The sequence below is a fragment of the Meiothermus cerbereus DSM 11376 genome, assembly GCF_000620065.1.
Taxonomy (GTDB): domain Bacteria; phylum Deinococcota; class Deinococci; order Deinococcales; family Thermaceae; genus Meiothermus; species Meiothermus cerbereus.
Genome location: NZ_JHVI01000008.1, coordinates 76,524 through 97,617 on the forward strand (window position 1 = coordinate 76,524; position 21,094 = coordinate 97,617).

Annotated in this window: 17 protein-coding genes; 8 read left to right on the forward strand and 9 right to left on the reverse strand. The window is 62.1% G+C overall.

Annotated elements, in window-relative coordinates; all coding sequences use genetic code 11:
* Positions 1 to 81: 81 nt before the first annotated feature.
* The 6 genes from Q355_RS0103325 to Q355_RS0103350 all read left to right on the forward strand — a co-directional run bounded on the left by Q355_RS0103325 (position 82) and on the right by Q355_RS0103350 (position 7,839).
* The gene (locus tag Q355_RS0103325) at positions 82 to 2,811 is read left to right on the forward strand and encodes a type I restriction endonuclease subunit R (RefSeq protein WP_027876485.1); all 2,730 of its coding nucleotides are present in this window, start codon (positions 82 to 84) and stop codon (positions 2,809 to 2,811) included.
* A complete protein-coding gene (locus Q355_RS15305) occupies positions 2,808 to 4,337 on the forward strand; it encodes a restriction endonuclease subunit S (protein WP_051529283.1) in 1,530 nt (509 codons plus the stop codon). Before Q355_RS0103325 ends, Q355_RS15305 begins: the two co-directional genes overlap by 4 nt.
* Before the next feature lie 8 nt (positions 4,338 to 4,345).
* Positions 4,346 to 5,818 carry a class I SAM-dependent DNA methyltransferase gene (locus Q355_RS0103335; RefSeq protein WP_027876486.1) on the forward strand — a complete coding sequence of 491 codons (1,473 nt, stop codon included), beginning with the start codon at positions 4,346 to 4,348 and terminating at the stop codon, positions 5,816 to 5,818.
* A 164-nt stretch (positions 5,819 to 5,982) separates the two neighbouring features.
* Positions 5,983 to 6,171, forward strand: a complete 189-nt coding sequence (locus Q355_RS0103340) for an excisionase family DNA-binding protein (protein ID WP_156941858.1) — start codon at positions 5,983 to 5,985, stop codon at positions 6,169 to 6,171.
* A 188-nt stretch (positions 6,172 to 6,359) separates the two neighbouring features.
* Positions 6,360 to 6,962, forward strand: coding sequence for a hypothetical protein (locus Q355_RS0103345; RefSeq protein WP_156941859.1), 603 nt, complete (start codon positions 6,360 to 6,362; stop codon positions 6,960 to 6,962).
* A 223-nt stretch (positions 6,963 to 7,185) separates the two neighbouring features.
* Positions 7,186 to 7,839: a type 2 periplasmic-binding domain-containing protein gene (locus Q355_RS0103350; RefSeq protein WP_027876489.1), complete on the forward strand. Its 654-nt coding sequence runs from the start codon at positions 7,186 to 7,188 to the stop codon at positions 7,837 to 7,839.
* Between the two features lie 94 nt (positions 7,840 to 7,933).
* Here the strand turns inward: Q355_RS0103350 and Q355_RS0103355 are convergent, their stop codons facing one another.
* Positions 7,934 to 9,196 (reverse strand): replication-associated recombination protein A, encoded by a 1,263-nt coding sequence (locus Q355_RS0103355; RefSeq protein WP_027876490.1) that lies wholly within the window; start codon positions 9,194 to 9,196, stop codon positions 7,934 to 7,936.
* A gap of 260 nt (positions 9,197 to 9,456) precedes the next feature.
* On the opposite strand from Q355_RS0103355, the gene Q355_RS0103360 reads away from it, so the two are divergent.
* Positions 9,457 to 10,188, forward strand: coding sequence for a diguanylate cyclase (locus Q355_RS0103360; protein WP_245597472.1), 732 nt, complete (start codon positions 9,457 to 9,459; stop codon positions 10,186 to 10,188).
* A gap of 48 nt (positions 10,189 to 10,236) precedes the next feature.
* Here the strand turns inward: Q355_RS0103360 and Q355_RS0103365 are convergent, their stop codons facing one another.
* Positions 10,237 to 11,352, reverse strand: coding sequence for a pyridoxal-phosphate-dependent aminotransferase family protein (locus tag Q355_RS0103365; RefSeq protein WP_027876492.1), 1,116 nt, complete (start codon positions 11,350 to 11,352; stop codon positions 10,237 to 10,239).
* Between the two features lie 252 nt (positions 11,353 to 11,604).
* Here Q355_RS0103365 and dnaJ point away from each other — a divergent pair, with 252 nt between their 5' ends.
* Positions 11,605 to 12,681, forward strand: a complete 1,077-nt coding sequence (gene dnaJ / locus Q355_RS0103370) for a molecular chaperone DnaJ (protein ID WP_027876493.1) — start codon at positions 11,605 to 11,607, stop codon at positions 12,679 to 12,681.
* A 6-nt stretch (positions 12,682 to 12,687) separates the two neighbouring features.
* Here dnaJ and Q355_RS16650 read toward each other — a convergent pair whose 3' ends face one another.
* The 7 genes from Q355_RS16650 to ygfZ all read right to left on the reverse strand — a co-directional run bounded on the left by Q355_RS16650 (position 12,688) and on the right by ygfZ (position 21,083).
* Complete coding sequence (locus Q355_RS16650; RefSeq protein ID WP_027876494.1) at positions 12,688 to 13,428, reverse strand: transposase; 741 nt, start codon at positions 13,426 to 13,428, stop codon at positions 12,688 to 12,690.
* A gap of 58 nt (positions 13,429 to 13,486) precedes the next feature.
* A complete protein-coding gene (locus Q355_RS0103380; protein WP_027876495.1) occupies positions 13,487 to 15,007 on the reverse strand; it encodes a CoA-acylating methylmalonate-semialdehyde dehydrogenase in 1,521 nt (506 codons plus the stop codon).
* A gap of 100 nt (positions 15,008 to 15,107) precedes the next feature.
* The gene (rny, locus tag Q355_RS0103385; protein WP_027876496.1) at positions 15,108 to 16,883 is read right to left on the reverse strand and encodes a ribonuclease Y; all 1,776 of its coding nucleotides are present in this window, start codon (positions 16,881 to 16,883) and stop codon (positions 15,108 to 15,110) included.
* A 345-nt stretch (positions 16,884 to 17,228) separates the two neighbouring features.
* Positions 17,229 to 18,278 (reverse strand): recombinase RecA, encoded by a 1,050-nt coding sequence (gene recA, locus Q355_RS0103390; protein WP_027876497.1) that lies wholly within the window; start codon positions 18,276 to 18,278, stop codon positions 17,229 to 17,231.
* Between the two features lie 25 nt (positions 18,279 to 18,303).
* Entirely contained in the window at positions 18,304 to 18,816 is a 513-nt protein-coding gene (gene thpR, locus Q355_RS0103395; RefSeq protein WP_027876498.1) for an RNA 2',3'-cyclic phosphodiesterase, read from the reverse strand.
* Positions 18,813 to 20,015 (reverse strand): CinA family nicotinamide mononucleotide deamidase-related protein, encoded by a 1,203-nt coding sequence (locus Q355_RS0103400; protein ID WP_027876499.1) that lies wholly within the window; start codon positions 20,013 to 20,015, stop codon positions 18,813 to 18,815. The genes thpR and Q355_RS0103400 overlap by 4 nt, the downstream gene beginning before the upstream one ends.
* A gap of 90 nt (positions 20,016 to 20,105) precedes the next feature.
* A complete protein-coding gene (gene ygfZ / locus Q355_RS0103405) occupies positions 20,106 to 21,083 on the reverse strand; it encodes a CAF17-like 4Fe-4S cluster assembly/insertion protein YgfZ (protein WP_027876500.1) in 978 nt (325 codons plus the stop codon).
* Between the last annotated feature and the right edge of the window lie 11 nt (positions 21,084 to 21,094).

A 21,094-nucleotide genomic window follows, 5' to 3' on the forward strand; every position in this document is an offset into this window, starting at 1 on the left:
TCCGGGTTTGGAGCTTTCAGCAGGGCCTCGTTAATTTGTTGCTGCGCGTACCCGCACCCCCCGATAGAATTAGCGCAATCTATGACGCCTGAGGAGAAAGCCAGGCAAGCGATTGACCGGCAGCTCGAGGCTGCGGGATGGGTTGTCCAGGACATGGAGGAGTTCGACCGCTACGCTGGCTTAGGCGTGGCCGTGCGGGAGTTCCCCCTGCTAAGCGGCGAGGCCGATTACCTGCTGTTCGTGGACGGCAGGGCGGTAGGGGTGCTCGAGGCCAAGCCGCAGGGCACCACCTTGAGCGGAGTGGCCGAGCAGACCAAGAAGTACCTCGAGGGCCTGCCGCCCCATGTGGCGCACCACCACAGCCCCCTGCCCTTCGGCTACGAGAGCACCGGGGTGGAGACCTACTTCCTCGACCGACGCGACCCCGAACCCCGCAGCCGCCGGGTGTTCAGCATCCACCGGCCTGAAACCCTGCTCGAGTGGGTCCGGCAGCCCGACACCCTGCGCTCGCGGCTCCAGCAGATGCCGCCCCTCCCCACCGCCAACCTGCGGGATTGCCAGGTGGAAGCCGTACAGGGCCTCGAGGCTTCCCTCGCCCAGAACCGGCCCCGCGCCCTCATTCAGATGGCGACGGGTTCCGGCAAGACCTTTACCGCCGTCACCGCCTGTTACCGCCTCATCAAGTTCGCGGGGGCCAAGCGCATCCTCTTCCTGGTGGACCGCAAGAACCTGGGCAAGCAGACCTTGGGGGAGTTCCAGCAGTACGTGACCCCCGACGACGGGCGCAAGTTTGGCGAGCTTTACAACGTGCAACTCCTGGGCGGTACGCGCATTGACCCCGTCGCCAAGGTGACCATCGGGACCATCCAGCGGTTGTATTCGATGCTACGGGGCGAGGAGCTCGACGAGGAAGCTGAGGAAGTCTCGCTCAACGAGCTCAACCTCCAGAACCAGCGGCCCAAGGAAGTGGCCTACAACCCCGACATTCCCCCCGAGACCTTCGACTTCATCATCACCGACGAATGCCACCGCAGCATCTACAACCTGTGGCGGCAGGTGCTGGAATACTTCGACGGCTTCCTGATTGGCCTCACCGCCACCCCCTCCAAGCAGACCCTGGGCTTCTTCAACCAGAACCTAGTCACCGAGTATAGTTTTGACCGTGCCGTAGCCGATAACGTCAACGTGGATTACGACGTGTACCGCATCAAGACCCAGGTCACCGAGCAGGGGGCCAGGGTGGAGGCCGGGCAGTACGTGGACAAGCGGGACAAGCTGAGCCGCAGCCGTCGCTGGGAAGCCCTGGACGATGACCTCGAGTACCGCCCCAACGAACTTGACCGCAGCGTGGTGGCGACTGACCAGATACGCACCGTCATCCGCACCTTCAAGGAAAAGCTCTTCACCGAGCTATTCCCCGGACGCATCCACGTGCCCAAGACCCTTATCTTCGCCAAGGACGACTCCCATGCCGAGGACATCGTGGAGATTGTGCGCGAGGAGTTCGGCAAGGGCAACGAGTTTTGCAAGAAAATCACCTACCGCACCACCGAGGACCCTGAGACCCTCATCAAGGAGTTTCGCAACAGCTATAACCCGCGCATCGCGGTGACAGTAGATATGATTTCCACCGGAACCGACATCAAGCCCTTGGAGTGCCTGCTGTTCATGCGGGACGTGAAGAGCCAGGTCTACTTCGAGCAGATGAAGGGCCGGGCCACCCGCACCATTGACCCCTCTGACCTGAGGGCGGTGACCCCCGATGCCCTGGGCAAGACCCACTTCGTGCTGGTGGACGCGGTGGGCGTCACCGAGTCGGACAAGACCGATAGCCGCCCCCTCGAGCGCAGCCCCAGCGTGCCCTTCAAGAAGCTCATCGAGCGGGTCATGGTGGGCGACCGCAGCCCCGACACCCTCTCGAGCCTGGCCTCCCGCCTCAGCCGCCTGGAGCGCAAGCTCGACCCCAAGAGCCGCCAGTCCTTCCAGGAGCAGACCGGCCACACCCTGCCCGACCTCGCCAACCGGCTGCTCGACGCCCTGGACCCGGACAAGGCCGAGGCGCTGGCCAGGGCCACCACCGGACAGACCGAGCCGCCCCCAGAGGCCATCCAGCAGGCCCGAGAAACCCTGACCGAGGCCGCCTGCCGTCCCTTCAACGGCAAGCTCAAAGACGCCCTCGTGAGCCTCCAGCAGCAGGCCGAGCAGGTCATTGACACCGTCACCAAGGACCAGGTGACCTATGCCGGTTACGACTTCGAGAAGGCTACCCGCCTGGTGCAGAGCTGGCGGGAGTTCATCGAGGCCAACAAGGACGAACTCACCGCCCTGCAAATCCTCTACAGTCGCCCCTACGCTCAGCGTAGGCTGACCTTCGAGGCCATCCAGCAACTGGCCCAGGCGGTGGAGCGCCCCCCCTACCACCTGACCCCAGAGAGCCTCTGGAATGCCTACGAGCGCCTCGAGCAGGGCCGGGTGCGCGGGGCAGGCCCCAAGCGCCTGCTGACCGACCTGGTGGCCCTGGTGCGCTTTGCCACGGGGCAGGCCGAGGTGCTGGAGCCTTTCGCCCTCACCGTGGAGGAGCGCTTCAAGGGCTGGCTCGAGCGCCAGCAGGCCAGCGGCAGGCAGTTCACCGAGGAGCAGATGGAGTGGCTGACCATGATTCGAGACCACATCGCCGCATCCGCCGCCATCACCGTGCAGGACTTGGAACTCTCGCCCTTTAGCCAGCGGGGAGGCCAGTACAGGGCGGTTATGCTGTTCCCCAACGTGAAGCAGCTACTGGACGAACTCAACGAGGTGCTGGCCGCATGAGCGAGGTACAAGCTGCTCTATTCGGCACCGAGGCCGAACCGAAGACCCAAGAACTGCCGGAGTTGCCGATGGGATGGGCGTGGGCGAGACTGAACGAAGTCTCACGCATTAACCCTGGGCTCGAAATACCACCGGAGCAGCTTCCTGACGACCTCGAAGTCTCATTCGTCCCGATGAAAGCCATTGAGGAGGAGTCCGGTCGTATTTATACGGGTGATGTGCGTCCTATAAGACAAGTCCGCAAAGGTTACACAGCTTTTGTCGAGGGTGATATCCTCTTCGCCAAAATTACTCCGTGCATGGAGAACGGCAAAATTGCTGTCGCAAGGAACCTCCACAATGGCATCGGCTTTGGAACCACGGAGCTGCACGTAGTCCGCCCAGAGAGCGGCATTGATGCCCAATACCTGTTCTACTTTTTAGTACGCCAGGACTACCGTACACAGGCTGCGCACAGCATGACTGGCACGGCAGGCCAATTACGTGTACCGGCAGACTTCCTTAGGAGCAGCTTTTTACCTCTTCCCCCCCTTAACGAGCAACGCCGCATCGTGGAGAAGCTCGAGGAGCTTCTAAGCGACCTCGATGCCGGGGTTGCCACACTCCGCCAAGCCCTTGCCAAGCTGAAGCGTTACCGCCAAGCGGTGCTGAAGGCGGCGGTGGAGGGCGAGCTTAGCCGGGAGTGGCGCGAGGCGAACAAGGACAGGCTCGAGCCTGCAAGTAAGCTGCTCGAGCGCATCTTGGCTGAACGCCGGGACCGTAGTTCAGGCAGCAAGAAGTATAGGGAGCTCGAGCCCCCGAACACCAGCGAACTCCCGGAGCTGCCGGAAGGATGGGTATGGGCCAGTGTCGAGCAAGTGGGACACGTCCAGCTTGGCCGCCAGCGCTCACCTAAGAATCGCTCAAAAGACTATCCGACACCCTATATTCGCGCCGCTAACATTACAGAGAAGGGGCTTGACCTAAGCGACGTTTTAGATATGGAATTTACCCCGCAAGAATTAGAGGTCTACCGCCTATTACCCGGTGACATTGTTCTTTCGGAGGCGTCAGGAAGTCCAGACCAAGTGGGGAAGCCAGCAATTTGGGGAGGCGAAATTGAAAACTGTTGCTTCCAAAACACAGTTATTCGGCTTAGACCTGCACTTATCAGCAGTCAGTATCTCTTGGCTGTGTTCCGAAGCTACTACGTAACTGGTGTATTCGCACGCATAGCAGGAGGAGTTGGCATAAACCATCTCAGCGCGGGAAAATTCGCCCGCATTGCTATTCCTATTGCGCCCTATGAGGAGCAAGCCTACATCGTAGCTGAAGTAGACCGCCGCCTCTCCGAGGCCGACCGCCTCGAGGCCACCCTCCAAGCCAACCTCAAGCGGGCCGAGCGGTTGCGCCAGGCCATCCTCAAGAAAGCCTTTAGCGGCGAGCTTGTACCACAAGACCCCAATGACGAACCGGCTTCGGTGCTGCTCGAGCGCATCCGGGCCAGCCGTGCTCAGGCTCCCAAGAAGGGCAAACGCAAACAGTAGGAGTCTCTATGTCCGCAGCCGCAAGTGTACTGGTGCAGAAAGTTTGGAACTATGCCCACGTCCTCCGCGACGACGGCGTGAGCTATGGCGATTACCTCGAGCAAATTACCCTGCTGGTGTTCCTCAAGATGGCTCAGGAGCGCCTGGAAATCAACCAGGCATTGGGCGAGGAAGTGCGGCCCATCGTGCCCGAGGAGTATTCCTGGCCCGTGCTGGTGAAGCTGGACGGGGCGGCGCTCGAGAGCTACTACCGCTCGGTGCTGGAGAGCCTGGGGCGGGGCGGCGGGATGCTGGGCACCATCTTCAAGAAGGCCCAGAACAAAATCCAGGACCCGGCCAAGCTCAAGCGGCTCATCAGCCTGATTGACGGCGAGCGCTGGATGGCCCTGGACGTGGACGTGAAAGGCGAGATTTACGAGGGGCTCTTGGAGCGCAACGCCCGCGACATCAAGAGCGGGGCAGGGCAGTACTTCACCCCCAGGCCGCTCATCCGGGCCATGGTCGAGGTCACCCGGCCCAGGCTGGGTTGGAAGATTGCCGACCCCGCCTGTGGCACGGCGGGTTTCCTGGTGGCGGCCTTCGAGTACATCGCGAAACACAACCCCCTGATGAACCGGGAGGAGCGCCGCATCCTGCGCGAGGAGATGTTCTATGGGGCCGACATCGTGGATGGCGTGGTGCGCCTGGCCGCGATGAACATGTACCTCCACGGCATCGGCACCGACGAGAAGGCCCTGGTGGAGGCCAGGGACTCGCTGGCCTCAGAGCCCAGCGAGCGCTATGACCTGGTGCTGACCAACCCTCCCTTCGGCAAGAAGTCGAGCATCCGCGTCATCAACGAGCGGGGCGAGGAGGAGCGTGAAGCCCTTACCTACGAGCGCCAGGACTTCTGGGCCACCACCTCCAACAAGCAACTCAACTTCGTCCAGCACATTCACTCGATGCTCAAGGTGGGCGGCACGGCGGCCATCGTAGTGCCCGACAACGTGCTGTTCGAGGGCGGGGCGGGGGAGACCGTGCGGCGCAAGCTGCTCCAGACCTGTGACGTGCATACGCTGTTGCGATTGCCCACGGGCATCTTCTACGCCCAGGGGGTCAAGGCCAACGTGCTCTTCCTGGAGAAGAAACCCGGCAGCGAGAAGCCCTGGACCAAGCAACTCTGGGTTTACGACCTGCGTACCAACCAGCACTTCACGCTCAAGGAGAACCCCCTCGAGTACCACCACCTTCTGGACTTCATCGCCTGCTACAAGCCCGGTGAAATCCACAAGCGCGAGCCCACCGAGCGCTTCCGCTGCTTCAGCTACGAGGAGCTCATGCAGCGGGACAAGGTCAATCTCGACATCTTCTGGCTCAAGGACGAGAGCTTGGAGGAATCGGAGAACCTGCCCGCGCCCGAGGTCTTGGCTCAGGAGATAGTGGAGGACTTACAAAGCGCCCTTGAGGCTTTCTCAGGGATTGCCGAGGCGCTCGAGCCGTGAGGGAGGCTGAGGCCCATTCCGTTTGCTTTGGGTGACGAAGGACCAGTACCGCCTTACGAGATGCATTAGTGTGGTTAAAAACCGCAGGTGATATCATAAGAGTAGCCCCAAAACAACTTGGGCAGCTTATAGTCCTCACCGAGGCTGGTGGGGGGAGGAGGTTTATGTATTACACCACGGGACAGGCCGCGAAGCTCTTGGGCGTGCCTCGAGAAACCGTGCAGGCTTGGGTCAAGTCTGGGAAGGTGCCGCATATACGGTGGGGTAATCGGAGGCTTGTGGACCACGAGAGCCTGCAGTTGCTCGAGCGCATCGTACAAGGCAAGCGGCAGGCAGAGAGCATCGCCAACTAAAACAAGAAAGTTCGCACACAAGGGCGGGAGTCAATCAGACCCCGCCCTTCTTCTTTGGCCGTCGGGATGAACCATCAAGCTAGGATGCCCTTCTGAGCCTCTGTAACCCCCCTAGAATCGCTTGCCCCTCTAGGTCAGGAAAGTGAGGCATAGGGGCATGCGGCTTCGCCCGACCGTAGGAGGAAGGTATGCCCATGGAGCGTAAGAGACCGGTCTTGGTGCCCAAGGCATGGAGGTATTCGAGACTGCGCAAGCGAATGCATGCGAGGACCTACCGCAGATGGGTGGGCAGAATGCATCAACTAATCGGAAAGGACCAGGCTGGACATCTGCCGCCGGGTGCCGTCACCATGACGTTCAAGGGGGACACCCGGCTGTTGTATGACCTCAGGGTTCGTGGTGCCTTTGAGAGAAGGCTCAAGGACCTTCTGCCCAACACCCCGCACGTCATCAAGTACGAGATGGATGAGGACGGGATGGGAGCGCATGCTCACGTTACGGCAAAGCCGACTATGGAAGCCTGGAGGCTAGCGAATACTGCTCATCGGCGAGACAGTCTGGTCAAGGCATGGGAAGCTGTAGAGAGCTTTCGGAGGGAAGTGCACAGTGCCAAGTATAGGGACCAGCCTCAATGGTCTGGGTATGTCGAAGAAGAGGATGCTAGCGAATGGGCTGGGTATATGGCTAAGCAGACCTACGACGGTGGGTTACGAGACACCCACGATGTAGGGAGTAGAAGCACTTGGAGGAGACAGGAAGAGCATAGGGACTGGGCTAGACGAACAGGTTGACAGTAACCATGGACGGGTGGAATAGCAAGAATAGAGGAGAAGGGAATAGCGTCAGGGAGAGAGGAGAGAGAGGGTGGAAACGAAGACGGCAACAAGAATGTAGGCCATGGACCGGCGACTACCGGCCATAGGCTAAAGGCTAGAGGCTAACGGCCTGTAGCCTGCACAACGCAAACCCCCTCGCTGCCAGCGAGGGGGTTTGGCTTCTTTATCAGGTACGTTGATGAAAACATACTACAGTAAGTACGACCAGAACAGCAAAGGCTCTGAGGAACTGGCTATGCGAGCGATGGTGCGCGCGCTAATTGCGGGAGGGTGGATTGGCGGTCTTGAGGACCAGGTGACCATCGAGCTCACCGAGGGCGTGGCCCCCTACGACGGCATTATCCGGGGTGGCGGTAAGAAGCTCAAGGTCGAGGTGGTGCGTGCATACGCCAACAGGTATGACCCCGTGACGGGCAGGCTTGTGCCCGAGGAGAACGTGCGCTTTAGCCGAGGCAAGGTGGAGCGCTGCTACAAGCACGGCACGGCTCTGCTGGTCGTCCTGTACGAGTCCGACGCCAAAGGTGCGCGAGCGCTCGAGGTCTACGCTTTCCTGCCCGGTGAGCGAGGCTATGAGGTCCTGAGGGACAAGGAGATTGAACGCACACACCGCCCAGGCTGGGTACATCAGGGAAGCAGTGCTGGAGACCGGCAGTATACCAGCCACAAGCGAAGCTTTATCCACGGAATAGCCGACCGGATAATCCGCGTAGAACAGGGCCAGCTTACCGAGCTTGAAAGCGTAGACAGACAGTCGTATACTGCATCTCGGATTAGGGTACGGGCTGATTCTTGTGTCCAGGACAACAGAATCTGGGGTGTCGGTGAAACTTAAGGGCTCCAAAACGAGGTGTCGGAGGTTCGAATCCTTCACGGCCCGCCAAAAATTTAATGGGTGTTCTCCAGAGGGTCATAACCTCTGGAGCTTTTTATGTGGGGTTCCCTTTGCGTTTGTGGGAAAAACGCGCCCGCAAGGCCTTCAAGCGCTCGCGCACCTTATCTTCCCAGCCCTCTCCGGTAGCCTGGTAGAGCTTTAGGCCCTCCAGTGCTTCGGGCAGGTACTGTTGGGCAAAGCTGCCCTCAGGGTCGTCGTGGTAGTAGGCGTAGCCCTTGCCGTAACCCAGCCGCTCCATGAGCGCAGTGGGGGCGTTGCGTAAGTGCAGGGGGATGGGTGCGTCGGGGTGCTTGCGGGCTGCGTTTTGGGCGTTTTTCCAGGCCACGTAGACGCTGTTGGACTTGGGAGCCAGGGCCAGGTAAACCACCAGTTCGGTCAGGGCCAGCTCGCCTTCGGGGGAACCCAGAAAATCGTAGGCGTCCTTGGCGGCCATCGCCAGGCGCAGGGCGTTGGGGTCGGCCAGGCCCACGTCCTCCAGGGCCATGCGGGCCAGTCGGCGGGCCAGGTACAACGGGTCGGCGCCGCCTTCAACCATGCGGGCCAGGTAGTAGAGGGCCGCGTCCACATGGTTGCCGCGCACCGACTTGTGCAGGGCCGAGATCAGGTCGTAGAAGTATTCGCCGCCCTTGTCGAAGTTGAGCGTGCCGCTGCCCAGAGCTTCGCGGGCCGTGGCCAGGGTAATGCGGCCTTCGCCCAGGCTGGCGGCGAGTTCCAGCGCCGACAGGGCCCGCCGTGCGTCGCCCATGGCGGCCTGGGCAATCAGGTTCAGGGCTTCTGGGTCGGCTCGGGCTTGCAGGCCTTCGGGGTGTTGCAGTGCGCGCTCCAGGAGCCTGCGGGTGGTTTCCTCGTCCAGGGGTTTGAGCAGGTAAACCCGGGCGCGGGAGCGCAGCGCCGGGTTCACCTCGAAGGAAGGGTTCTCGGTGGTGGCCCCAATCAGGGTCAGAAGACCCGACTCGACGTAGGGCAACAGCGCGTCCTGTTGCGACTTGTTGAAGCGGTGTATCTCGTCGAGGAAAAGCACCAGGCTGCCATTTGTCTGGGCTTTGGCCACCACTTCCTTGATGTCCTTGACTCCGGCGTTCACCGCCGAAAGCGCCACTATTTCCTGTCCTGCCCCCTGGGCCATCAGCCGGGCCAGGGTGGTTTTGCCGGTACCGGGCGGCCCCCACAGAATAAAGGAAGAAAGACGACGGGTCTCGGTCATCCGCCGCAAAGGTTTTCCTGGCCCGGTCAGGTGTTCCTGCCCCACCACTTCATCCAGGTTTGTTGGGCGTATCCGTTCGGCCAGAGGCGATATGCTCACAGCGTAATTGTACTAGAGCAGGGGGATAGCTGGTTGTGCTTGTTCAAAATCGATCCCCCAATACAGCGTCGCATTGCAGATGGCCGAACGTTGCGGAGAACACTTATGACACGGATCCCAAAACCGAGCGGGAACCCCTCTACCCCTGGGAGAGGGGCTGGGGCGAGGGAAGAAATGCGGCCTCTAGAGCATTGCCCTTCTCCGATGGTCATTCTTGGTAGGCCACCTGGGGCCATAGCCGTATGCTATGGGCTATGTGGTTATCACTGCTGCCCTGGGGTTTTGTCCTGTTGGGCCTGTTGCCTTTGTGGTTATTCCCCCGGCAAGAGAGCATTTATCCCGGTTTGGTGTTTTTGCTGGCCGCCCTGATTCTAGCTGCGGCTGCCAGCTTGTATGCCCGGGTGCCGCTGGGCCCACAGGTGCGCTTGTTTTGGGTGCTGGGCCTGGGCCTTATGAGCAATGTGCTGGCGGTGGCTGCCAGCCGCGACCTGGCCCAGGTACCCGAGGACGTGGTGGCGGTGGCGGCGGTGGCAAGCCTGATGGGGGGGGTGATGTTTTTGCTGGGGCTGTTTTTTTTGCTCAGGCGTGAGGTGCCGGGGTTGCCTTCTCCTATGCAGATGGGTTTTCGGCATGATGGGGGGGTTCTGCCTTATTCAGCTCTGCAAGTCTTGGCCCCAAGCCTCGAGACCCTCTCGGCGGTGCGACCGGTTACGCTCTTGTTGCTGCACACCCGCAGCGAGCAGCCTGGCACGGAACTGTTGCAGTTTCTGCGCCAGCCGGATATGGTGTTTGAGCTTAAGCCGGGTCAGTTCCTGATTGTGCTACAGGGCAGCAGCCTCGAGGGTGCCCAGGCGGTCTTCCGCCGTATCCGGCAGAACCTGGTGATACGGGCTTATGGCGTGCTACCCCTTCAAGGTAGGAGCCTCCAACAGGCGCTGGTGCAGCTCGAGGGGGAACTCGCACACTACTACCTGACCCAGCACTGATGCTTCAAACCCCATGCGCTGCGCTGGTTTACGCAGGGACACCGCGCGCTAGAAGGCCACCAGGCCCACCCGCTCCTCGAAGGCCCGCTCGAGGCCGCTCTTGCCCAAAACCTCGCCCAGCGCCCTGAAGAACACCTGGTAGTGTTCAATCCGTGCACTTTCGCCCATTAATCCCAGACGCAGCACCTTTCCGGCAGTGGGGCCAATGCCCCCGGCCACCGAGACCCCGCGGGCATAGAGCCCCTTGCGAATTTCGGCTTCGTGCAGGCCCTGGGGCGGGCGCACCACCAGCACCGTGGGCAGGCGGGCACCCTGGGCGGCGTAGGCGCTGAAACCCAGCTCTTCCAGCAGCGACAACACCGTGGCGTACATGGTTTCGGCGCGCTTTTGCCGCTCTTCCAGGCCTTCTTCCAGGGCCAGCTTGAGGGCCTCCTCGAGGGCGTAGTGCAGCAGCACCGGCGAGGTGCAGAAGTAGCCTTCCTGCTCCCAGTACACCGCTACCCGCGACAGGTCGGAGTACCAGCCCCGCACCTGGCCCAAGCACTCACGCCCGCGCTGTGAAAGGGCAAAAGGCGCCAGCCCAGGCGGGGCCGAGAGGCATTTCTGGCTGCCGGTAAAGGCATAGTCTATGCCGAGTTTTTGCATCGAAAGCGGCATCATGCCGGCGGTGGTGACCGCATCCAGCATAAAAAGCGCCCCGTGGGCCTGTACCAGAGCAGCAATCTCTTCGACCGGGTTGAGCACACCGGTGCTGGTCTCGCCGTGTACCAGGGCCACCAGCTTGTAGGGGCGGTGGTTTAGTTCCTCAGCTACAGCCTGGGGGTCAATGGGGTGGCCCGGCTCGGAGCGCAGCACCTTGTAGTCGAACTGATAGGCGTGGGCAATTTCCACCATGCGCTCGCCGAAGGTGCCGCTAACCAGCAGCAAAACCGCGTCCCCTTCGTCGGCCAGGTTGGTCAGGCCGGCTTCCATGCCCAGGCTGCCCGAACCGGGCATGGCAGCCAGCAGCGCACCCTGGCCCGGGTCGAACAAAACGTTAAGATACTCGCGGATGCGGCGGTTGGTGGCCAGCACCTCGGGGTCGAGGTGGCCGCGCATCTCTTTGGCCAGGGCGGTTTGCACCCTGGGGTGAATGGGGGTGGGGCCGGGCGTCAAGAGAACCATGCGTTTCCTCCAAACAAAAAGATTCTCCGCTGGGCAAACCCCTACGGCCTCTTCCGAAGAAGAGCGCCGTTAGAGGGTAGCTCGAGCGGAGAATCGCATCTGGCCTGAATATACAGGGGCATATGCGCTTTGTCAAAGCGCACGGCCCGAAGCCCTATAAAACTGTGGCCCTGGGCAAATCCAGGCGGTTTTTGGGTTTGCTGGTGTCCAAAGCCACAAGAAAAATACCTAAGCTTGGTAGACTAAACTTCGATGAACGATTACTACGCAACCCTGGGTGTCGACCGGAACGCGAGCGCCGATGAGATCAAACGGGCCTATCGCAAACTGGCGCTCCAGTACCACCCCGACAAAAACCCCGGCAACAAGGAAGCCGAGGAGAAGTTTAAGCAAATTAACGAGGCTTACGCGGTGCTTTCCGACCCCGAGAAAAGGGCCAACTACGACCGCTACGGTACTGCTACGCCGGGTGGACTGGGGGGCGCTGGGGGCAACTTTGGCGATATCTTCGATTTGTTCGAGCAGGTATTTGGTTTTCGCACGCCGGGGGGGCCGGGCCGTGCGCCCCGTGGTGAAGACCTCGAGGTCGAGGTCGAGATGGAACTGGTGGACGTGCTGTACGGCGCCGAGAAGCAAATTGAGTACGACCGCCTGGTACCCTGCGAAACCTGCCACGGGCAGGGGGGTAAGCGCCAGACCTGCCGCTCCTGTGGGGGCCGGGGCACGCTCGAGCAGGTTCAGCGCACTTTTTTTGGCAACATGGTGGCCCAGGTTCCCTGTACGGCCTGCCGGGGCCGGGGCTACACCCTATCCGAGACCTGCACGAGCTGCAAAGGTCAGGGCCGGGTGCGGCGTAAAGAGAAGATTCAGGTCAACATGCCAGCCGGCATAGACGAAAACCAGCTCCTGCGGGTTTCGGGCATGGGCAACCTGGGGCCGGGTGGGCCCGGTGACCTGTTCGTCCGCCCGCAGATTCAGCCCCACCCCCACCTCAGGCGCGAAGGCTCCAACCTGATTTACCAACTCAAGCTGGGGCTGGCCCAGGCTGCGCTGGGGGCCAAAGTGCATATACCGGGGCTGGAAGGGGAGCTCGAGCTCAGCGTACCCCCCGGCACCCACGACGGCGAAGTGTTCGAGCTCGAGGGCCAGGGTTTGCCCCACCCGGGCAGCCGCAGCCGGGGCAAGCTGCAGGTGATTACCCAGATTGCCGTGCCCACCCACCTGTCCAAAAAAGCCCGCGAGTTGCTGCGCCAATATGCCCATGAGGTGGGCGAAGAAGTTGCGCCCGAGGGCTTCTGGGACAAGGTGAAGCGGGTGTTTAGGGGGTAGTCCTGGTCACAACCCGATTGAGTTTTCGCGATCTTTGCTCCAGCGCCGAGGATTTTGTGCAATGTAATGGCGGCGGATGTTCAGTTCGTGTTCGTCTCGCAGGATGCGCTCGTAGTAGTTGGGTTGCCAGAAGTGGCCGTCGAACGGAGGCCAGCCCAGTTCCTTCACGCCCGTGATGTAGCGCCGTGTTGTCAGAGATTTGAACCGCCCCACAATGTCTGCCAACCGTAACCCCGTAGGGGCAGGCTCCCGTGCCTGCCCCATTGCTTGCCCCCGTGCCTGCTCCCGTGCTTGCCCCAATGCCTGCCCACCATCCCCCGGCAGCGATAGCGGGTTAACGGGGCAGGGTTGATTTGCCAGCGGGGGTTCGGGGTCAGGGCGGTCACGGGGGTCAGGGCGGTCACGGGGGTCAGGGCGGCCACAGGGGTCAGGGCGGCCACAGGGGTCAGGGCGGCCACAGGGGGCCGCCCTTACGGGGGTTTTTAGCACGATAATTCCGTGTATGTGATTTGGCATCACTACGAAGGCATCCACCTCTACGCCTGGGTAATGCGAGGGAATGGCCTCCCATAGGGCCAAAACCATCTTCCCAGCCGGGCTGAGGTAGACTTTCCCATCCGCCACCTCGCCCAATAAGCAGCGTCTTTGGTGGATGTTGATGGTCACGAAATAGGCCCCGGCCTGCGAATAGTCGTAACCCTTCAGTCGAATAGAACGGCGATGGTGTCTGTCGGGGTCGTAGGGCATTGCTTGGATAATACAAAAACCCTCCCCAGTAGCGGGGAGGGTCTGCACATTCTGTATCCTAGCGCACCTGCGGGAAGCCCAGATCCACCTTGCTGGTGCTGGGATCGGGCCAGCGGCTGGTCACCACCTTGGCCCGGGTGTAGAACTGCACCCCTTCGGGGCCGTACATGTGCAGGTCGCCAAACAGGCTGGCCTTCCAGCCGCCAAAGCTGTAGTAGGCCACCGGCACCGGGATGGGCACGTTGATGCCCACCATGCCGGCCTCCACGTCGAACTGGAACTGCCGGGCCGCCCCACCGTCGCGGGTGAAGATGGCTGTACCGTTGCCGTAGGGGTGGTCGTTGATGAGCTTGAGGGCCTCGTCGTAGGTTTTGACCCGCACCACGCTGAGCACCGGGCCAAAAATCTCGTCGTCGTAGCATTTCATGCCGGGCTTAACCTGGTCCAGCAGGCTGGCACCTAAGAAAAAGCCTTCGGACTGGGCGACGGGGTCCTGCCGCCCGTCCACCACCACGGTGGCCCCTTCCCTGGGGGCGTTTTCAATATAAGAGGCCACCTTGTCGCGGTGTTCGCGGGTAATCAGGGGGCCCATCTCCACACCTTCCTCGAGGCCTGGCCCCACCTTGATTTTGGGCATCCGCTCCCGGATGGCGGCAATTAGCGCGTCGGCGGTTGGGTCGCCTACCGCCACCACCACCGAGATGGCCATGCAGCGCTCGCCCGCCGAGCCGTAGGCCGCACTCACCGCGGCGTCGGCGGCCATGCCGATATCGGCGTCGGGCAGCACCACCATATGGTTCTTGGCCCCGCCCAGGGCCTGCACCCGCTTGCCGTTTTTGGTTCCGGTCTGGTAGATGTATTTGGCCACCGGGGTAGAGCCCACAAAACTAACGGCCTTGATATCGGGGTGCTCCAGAATGCGGTCCACCGCCGCCTTGTCACCCTGCACCACGTTGAACACCCCATCGGGTAGACCGGCTTGCTGCAAGAGTTCGGCCAGGTAAAGGCTTACGGAGGGGTCTTTTTCCGAGGGTTTCAGAATGAAAGTGTTGCCACAAGCGATGGCATTGGCAAACATCCACATGGGCACCATGGCGGGAAAGTTGAAGGGCGTGATGCCCGCCACCACCCCCAGCGGCTGGCGAATCTGGTACACGTCCACCCCCCGGCTGGCCTGCTCGGAATAGCCACCTTTCAAGAGGTGAGGGATGCCAGTAGCAAACTCGATATTTTCCAGGCCCCGCGCCACTTCGCCCAGGGCGTCGGGGAGGGTCTTGCCGTGCTCGAGGGTAATCAGCTCGGCAATTTTGCGGCGGTTCTGGTCCACCAGGTCGCGGAACTTGAACATGATCTCGGCCCGGCGGGAGAGGGGGGTCTGCCGCCAGCTCTTGAAGGCCTCCTTGGCTACGGCCACCGCCCCGTCGAGCTCTTCCACCGAGGCGAAGTCTACCGTGGCCTGCTGCTGCCCCGTGGCCGGGTTCCAAACGATGCCCGAGCGCCCAGACTGGCCCTCGACCAACTTGCCGCCAATCCAGTGCGAAACACGCTTGAGGGTGACTTGGGGTTCCTTGACTGCCATGTGCTGCCTCCTTGTGGGCTAGGAATAAAGAGTGGGTTTGGGCCCAGATAGGTTTATGGTAGGAGCCAGGGCCCTGGATAGCAATGGACAGTCTGTCTAATTACTTCGCGTACTCCACCGCCCGGCTCTCCCGCACCACCGTGACCTGTACCTGGCCGGGGTAGTTCATGTCGCGCTCGATGCGCCCGGCAATCTCGCGGGCCAGCAGGGTGGCTTTGGCATCGCTGATGCGGTCGGGCTTGACGATGACCCGTACCTCGCGCCCGGCCTGCACCGCGAAGGCGTTGTCCACACCGGGGAAGGAAAGGGCGATGCGCTCGAGCTGCTCCAGGCGCTGGATGTACTCTTCCAGGCTCTCGCGCCGCGCGCCAGGCCGGGCCGCGCTGATGGCGTCGGCAGCGGCGGCCAGCACCGAGTAGAGGGTCTCGCCGTTTTCGGGGTCGTGGTGGTGGGCGATGGCGTCGATGACCTCTTTGGGTTCGCCAAAGCGCGAGGCCAGGGTGATGCCAATCTCCACGTGGGTGCCCTCGATCTCGCGGTCTACCGACTTGCCCAGGTCGTGCAGCAGCCCGGCCCGGCGGCCCAAAGCAGCGTCCAGGCCCAGCTCGGCGGCCATGATGCCGGTCAGGTGGGCCACCTGTACCGAGTGCTTGAGCACGTTCTGACCATACGAGGAGCGGAAGTGCAGCCGGCCCAGAAGCTGCACCAGCCCCGGCTTGAGGCCCACCACCCCGGCCTCGAGGGCGGCTTCCTCGCCGCGCTCGTAGATGAAGGTTTTCATCTCGTTTTTGGCCTTCTCCACCACCTCCTCGATGCGGCTGGGGTGGATGCGGCCATCGGCCACGAGCTGCTCGAGGGCCATTTTGGCAATCTCGCGGCGCATGGGGTTGAAGCTGGACAAAAGCACCGCTTCGGGGGTGTCGTCAATGATCAAGTCTACCCCGGTGAGGGCCTCGAAGGTGCGGATATTGCGGCCTTCGCGCCCGATGATGCGGCCCTTCATGGCATCGGAGGGGATGGGCACCACCGAGACGGCCAGCGCAGCGGCGGTCTCGGAGGCCTGGCGCTGGGCGGCCTGGGCCAGCAGCTTCTGGGCTTCGCGCTTGACCTCGAGCCGGATGCGCTCGAGGTTGGCCTTAACCCGCAAGGCCTTTTCTTCTTCCAGCTCGGCGTCCAGCCGCGACAAGAGCAGGCGCTGGGCCTCCTCCCGGCTCATCCCGGCTACCTCCTGGAGCCTGAGGTCAATCTGCCGTTCGCGCTGGGCCAGCTCGGCCTGGCGGGCCTCGAGGGCCTTTTCCAGAGCGTCGAGCTTTTCTTCCTGCTCGTCAAGTTTGGCGGCTCGGGCATCGAGCTGTTCGCCCCGCCTTGCCAGCCGCTCGGTCTCGCGTTTGAGCTCCTCGCGTTCGGCCCGGCTGGCCTGTAGATCGGCTTGCAGGCGTTCGCGCTCGGCCTGGATGGAGGCGCGCTCGCTCGTCAGGGCCTCACGCTCGGCCTGCAGACTGGCTTGCAGGCGCTCGCGCTCTTCCCGGAGCTGCTGACGCAGGCGTTCTTCACCTTGCTGACGCAGGCGCTCGAGCTCGGCCTGGGTGCTCTGCCGCAGGCTATACACCTCACTCTGGGCGCTTTGCCGTAGGCTCTGGGCCTCGGCACGGGCGGTCTCGAGCAGGGCCTGGGCCTGGGTCTGGGCCTGCTCGAGGGCAGCCTGGGCCTGGCGACGGGCGGCTTCCAGGGTTTTCTGGGCTTCGTGGCGGGCGGCCTCGAGCTCGCTTTTGCTAACGTCGGTCTGGCGGTTGATGCGCTGCAACAGCACCACCACCACCACCGCCAGCACAATCACGATTAGTGTGAGAATCAAGTCCAGGGGATTAAAAACCATCAGTACCTCCAGGGGTTGCAAGGAGGTTCCCACAGTTTCAGGTCTGATTGGCGATTGGCTAAATACGTTTGTTGACTTTCTTAGGCACACCCCTGCGCTGAACGGTTCCTGCTCCCCGCCGGTATACCAGGCTGGGTTGTTTTGTATAACCTGCCCCGCACACCCAGTGCAGCAGAGATAAGAACCGTGACCAGATTTGCCCAAGTCCCACGCCAAACCAGAGGTAGACCATTACCAAGCTCTACACCAAGCTGCCCCTTGACCCGGTGAGATACCACCGGGCATATTCTCAGAACAATGGCTTCCTGGCCCTTCATACTGGGAGAACCCCACCTAGCAAGCAGTTTATGCCTCGGCAACTACCTCAGAAGACGCCTCGTCCTCTGCGGGGGCTGCCAATACCGATAGCTTACCAGCTTGGGCCAAAACTTTCTCGCGTATCTCCTGAACCAGCCGCGGCTCGCCCTTAAGGAACTCGGCGGCTTTCTCCTTGCCCTGGCCCAGCCGGGTTTCGCCATAGGAAAGCCAGGACCCCGATTTATCAATCACCTCAGTGGCGATGGCCACCGTTACCAGGTCGGCCAGCGGGTCAATGCCCTTGCCGAAGTACAGCTCGATCTCGTGCTCGCGGAAGGGCGGGGCCAGTTTGTTCTTGGTTACCTTGACCCGCACCCGGTTGCCCACCGCATCGTTGCCCGACTTGATAGGCTGGCCCTGCTTACGCACATCCAGCCGCACCGAGGCATAAAACTTGAGGGCCCGCCCGCCGGGGGTGGTCTCGGGGTTGCCGTACATAACCCCTACCTTTTCCCGAATTTGGTTGATGAAGATGGCGGCAGTGTTGCTTTTGGAAAGCGCCGCCGTGAGCTTGCGCAGGGCCTGGCTCATCAAGCGGGCCTGGATACCCACAAAGGCGTCGCCCATCTGCCCCTCGATCTCGGCCTGGGGTACCAGCGCCGCTACTGAGTCAATCACGATCACGTCGATGGCGCCCGAGCGGGTCAGAAGCTCCACAATTTCCAGGGCCTGCTCGCCGGTGTCGGGCTGGGAGACCAAGAGGTCGTCGATGTTGACCCCCAGGCTTTTGGCATAGGTGGGGTCGAGGGCGTGCTCGGCGTCCACAAAGGCTGCTACCCCTCCCGCCTGCTGGGCCTGGGCGATGATGGAGAGGGCCAGGGTAGTCTTGCCGCCCGACTCCGGCCCATAAATTTCGATAATCCGCCCTTTGGGAATTCCCCCGATGCCCAGGGCCATGTCCAGGCCCAGGCTTCCGGTGGAAATCACGTCCACTTGCTGCCGTGGGGCCTCGCCCAGGCGCATCACGGCCCCTTTGCCGAACTGCTTCTCGATGGATTTCAGGGCCCCTTCCAACGCTTTTTGCTTTTCTTTATCCATATATGCTCCTACTGCTAGATACCGTTCAACCTAACGGAAACTGCTCTAAAACGCGGTATTGCGAACCCGAGCGCTCCAGCTTTGACTCTACCAAGCATACTGCTTTGGCATGGAACCGAATATTCATCAGCAGGGGCCCCACGCGGGGGGCGGGGCCTTTTTTGCGGGCCAGGGTTAGGTGGGGCTTGAAAGGTGCGGCCTTTAGGTCGGGCAGGGCCTGCTGCAAGGCGGCAGCGAGGAGCTCGAGGCCTTCGCCACTGGCCTTGACAAACCAGACCCGGGGGGAGCCGCTGGGTGGGAAGTAGCCGGTGCCGCCCAGCTCCACCTCAAACGCCCTGACTCTGGCCGCGACTTCGCGCCCGATGCGGCGGAACTCCGGCAGGCGCTCGGGTGGCTGCTCGCCCAAAAAAAGCAGGGTGATGTGGAGCTGGTGGGGCGGGCTTGGCTTCCAGCCCCTGTAGCCCCGCAGCTTTTCCTGGGCTTGACTGAGGGCTGCTTGTACCTCGCGTGGGGGGAAGATGGCGTAAAAGAGCCTCACCTGAGCTCACCTACCAGAAAGGCCAGAGCGGCATGGGCTGCGCGCTGGCGCAACATCTCGCGGCTCGCTCCCGGCAAGCGGAAGTGCCTGGACTTCACGCCTTCCGGGCTGGCCAGGCCCACAAACAGGGTACCCACCGGCTGGCCCTCGAGCTCTTGGGGCCCGGCCACGCCGGTGGTCGAGAGGGCATAGCTCGCACCGAGCATATCGCGGGCGGCAGCGGCCATGGCCTCGGCAAAGGCCGACGAAACCACGCCGTGCTGGGCTGCGACCTCCGGGGGAATGGGGAGTTGCGACTTGGCCGCCGGGCTATAAAGCACCAGGCCCCCTAGGTAGTGTTGGGAGGCCCCCGAGACCCCCGTTAATAACGCACTCAAGACCCCCCCGGTCATGGACTCGAGGGTCGCCAGGGTGGCTTTTTGGCGCTCCAGCAGCTTTAAGGCCAGCGCAGGCAGGGTATCGCCGTCCTGTCCCCAGACCGCCTCACCCAGCAGGGGCCGAATCTGCGCGACGAGCGCTTCTACCTGGCCTGGCTCACCCCGCACCACCACCGCCACCCCGTCCATCTTGGCGTAGGTGCCCACCTGGGCTTGCCCATTGCGCCTGAACAAGTCGCCCAGCAGCTCCACAATGCGCGACTCGCCCAGGCCAAAGGTTTTGAAGGTGAGCTGCCGGTAGGGTTTTTGCGGCAGCCCCAGCTTTGGCAGGACTTCGGCCCACATGGGCCGCCACTCGGCGGGTGGGCCGGGCAGGCAGATCAGGTCTTTGTCCTTTTGGTGCACCCACCAGCCGGGTGCAGTGCCCCTGGGGTTGGCAATCCAGCGGGCCGAGGGAATCTTCATGGCCTGTTTGCGGTTGACCTCGGGCATCTTCCAGCCCCTGGCTTCAAACAACTTTTCCAGCCACTCCAGCACCTCTTGGTCGAGCAAAAGCTCCTCGCCCAAAGCAGCGGCGATAGCTTCGCGGGTGATGTCGTCGGGGGTAGGGCCGAGGCCCCCCGAAAGCACCACCAGACGCGCCTTTCCCCAGGCCTGACGCACTTCCTGGGCCAGGGTTTCCAGGTTGTCGGCTACCCGCAGGGTGCGGTGTATCTCCACAGCATAGGGCTGAAGGCTGACGGCAATCTCCGAGGTGTTGGTGTCTACGGTTTCGCCGTACAGCAGTTCATCCCCCACGCCGATTATTTCTGCTATAGACATAATAACTCCTATACATTACAACATTTTTTGAAAAAGGTCAAAGGCCTGCCCTTCCATCATACGAGCCGGTAGCGGGGCAGGGAAATCTTTTTAGCGCATGGGTAAGCCTGAAACTGTAGCCGACCAGCCCTCAATTTGCACCTGATCCCCCGGAGCCAGCTCTTTGCGCAGCAACGCCAGCGCGATGGCCCCGTGGGTAGGCGATTCGACCGAGGTACCGACCCGACCGACGGGCCGGCCCTCACGGAAGACCTCGGCCCCACTGGGGATTTCTTTCTGGCCCAGCAAGCCCATTAGCTGGTAGCGGGTGTTGCCCCGGGCCTCGAGCCGGGCCATAATCTCCTGCCCCAGGTAGCAGCCTTTCTTATAGCTGACCCGGCCCGCCAGGCCCACCTCCTGCGGCAGCTCGCCCAGGGCTTCCGGCAGATCGGCTACCCCGCGTTCGACCCGCCAGATGTGCCAGGCCTCGCGGCCCACCGGGGTGGCTCCAGCCTCCAGCAGCCGCTGGGCTAGCCGGGAGGCCTCGTAGGTGGGCACTAAAAGCCACAGGCCAAACTCGTCGCGGGCCAGTGCCAGCTCTGGGTCTTTGCGCAGGCTCCAGCGTGGGGGGAGGGAAACAAGCTTTTGGGCTATGGCTTCGGCTTCTGGGCCTTGCAGACGCAGCAGCGACCAGGGCAGCTCTTCAATCTCTACCTGATCGAAGACGATGTATTTGCGGAAGCGGTTGGCCAGGGCTTGGGCGGTGGGCGAGCTAATCCAGAAGGATTCGCCTAAGTGCAGCACCAGGCCCAGGTGTTCAATCTGGCCCTTGGCGTTGAGGAAGAGGGTCTCGAGCCAGCCATCCCGCAGCATCGAGCGGATGTCGGAGGTGCACTGGTTGTGTAGAAAGCTGGTGCGGTCGGGGCCTTTGAGTTCCAGCAGACCGTACTCGCAGAAGTCCAGCAGCGCCGCACCGTGCTGGAGGGCCTCGAGCTCCGCTTCCACCTCGCCGTAGTTCCACGGGACTCTAAACCCGCCCTGGGTATGCCAGGTAACGTTCAACGACTCGTGTAAGTCTTGCAGCAGCACGCTACCAGTTT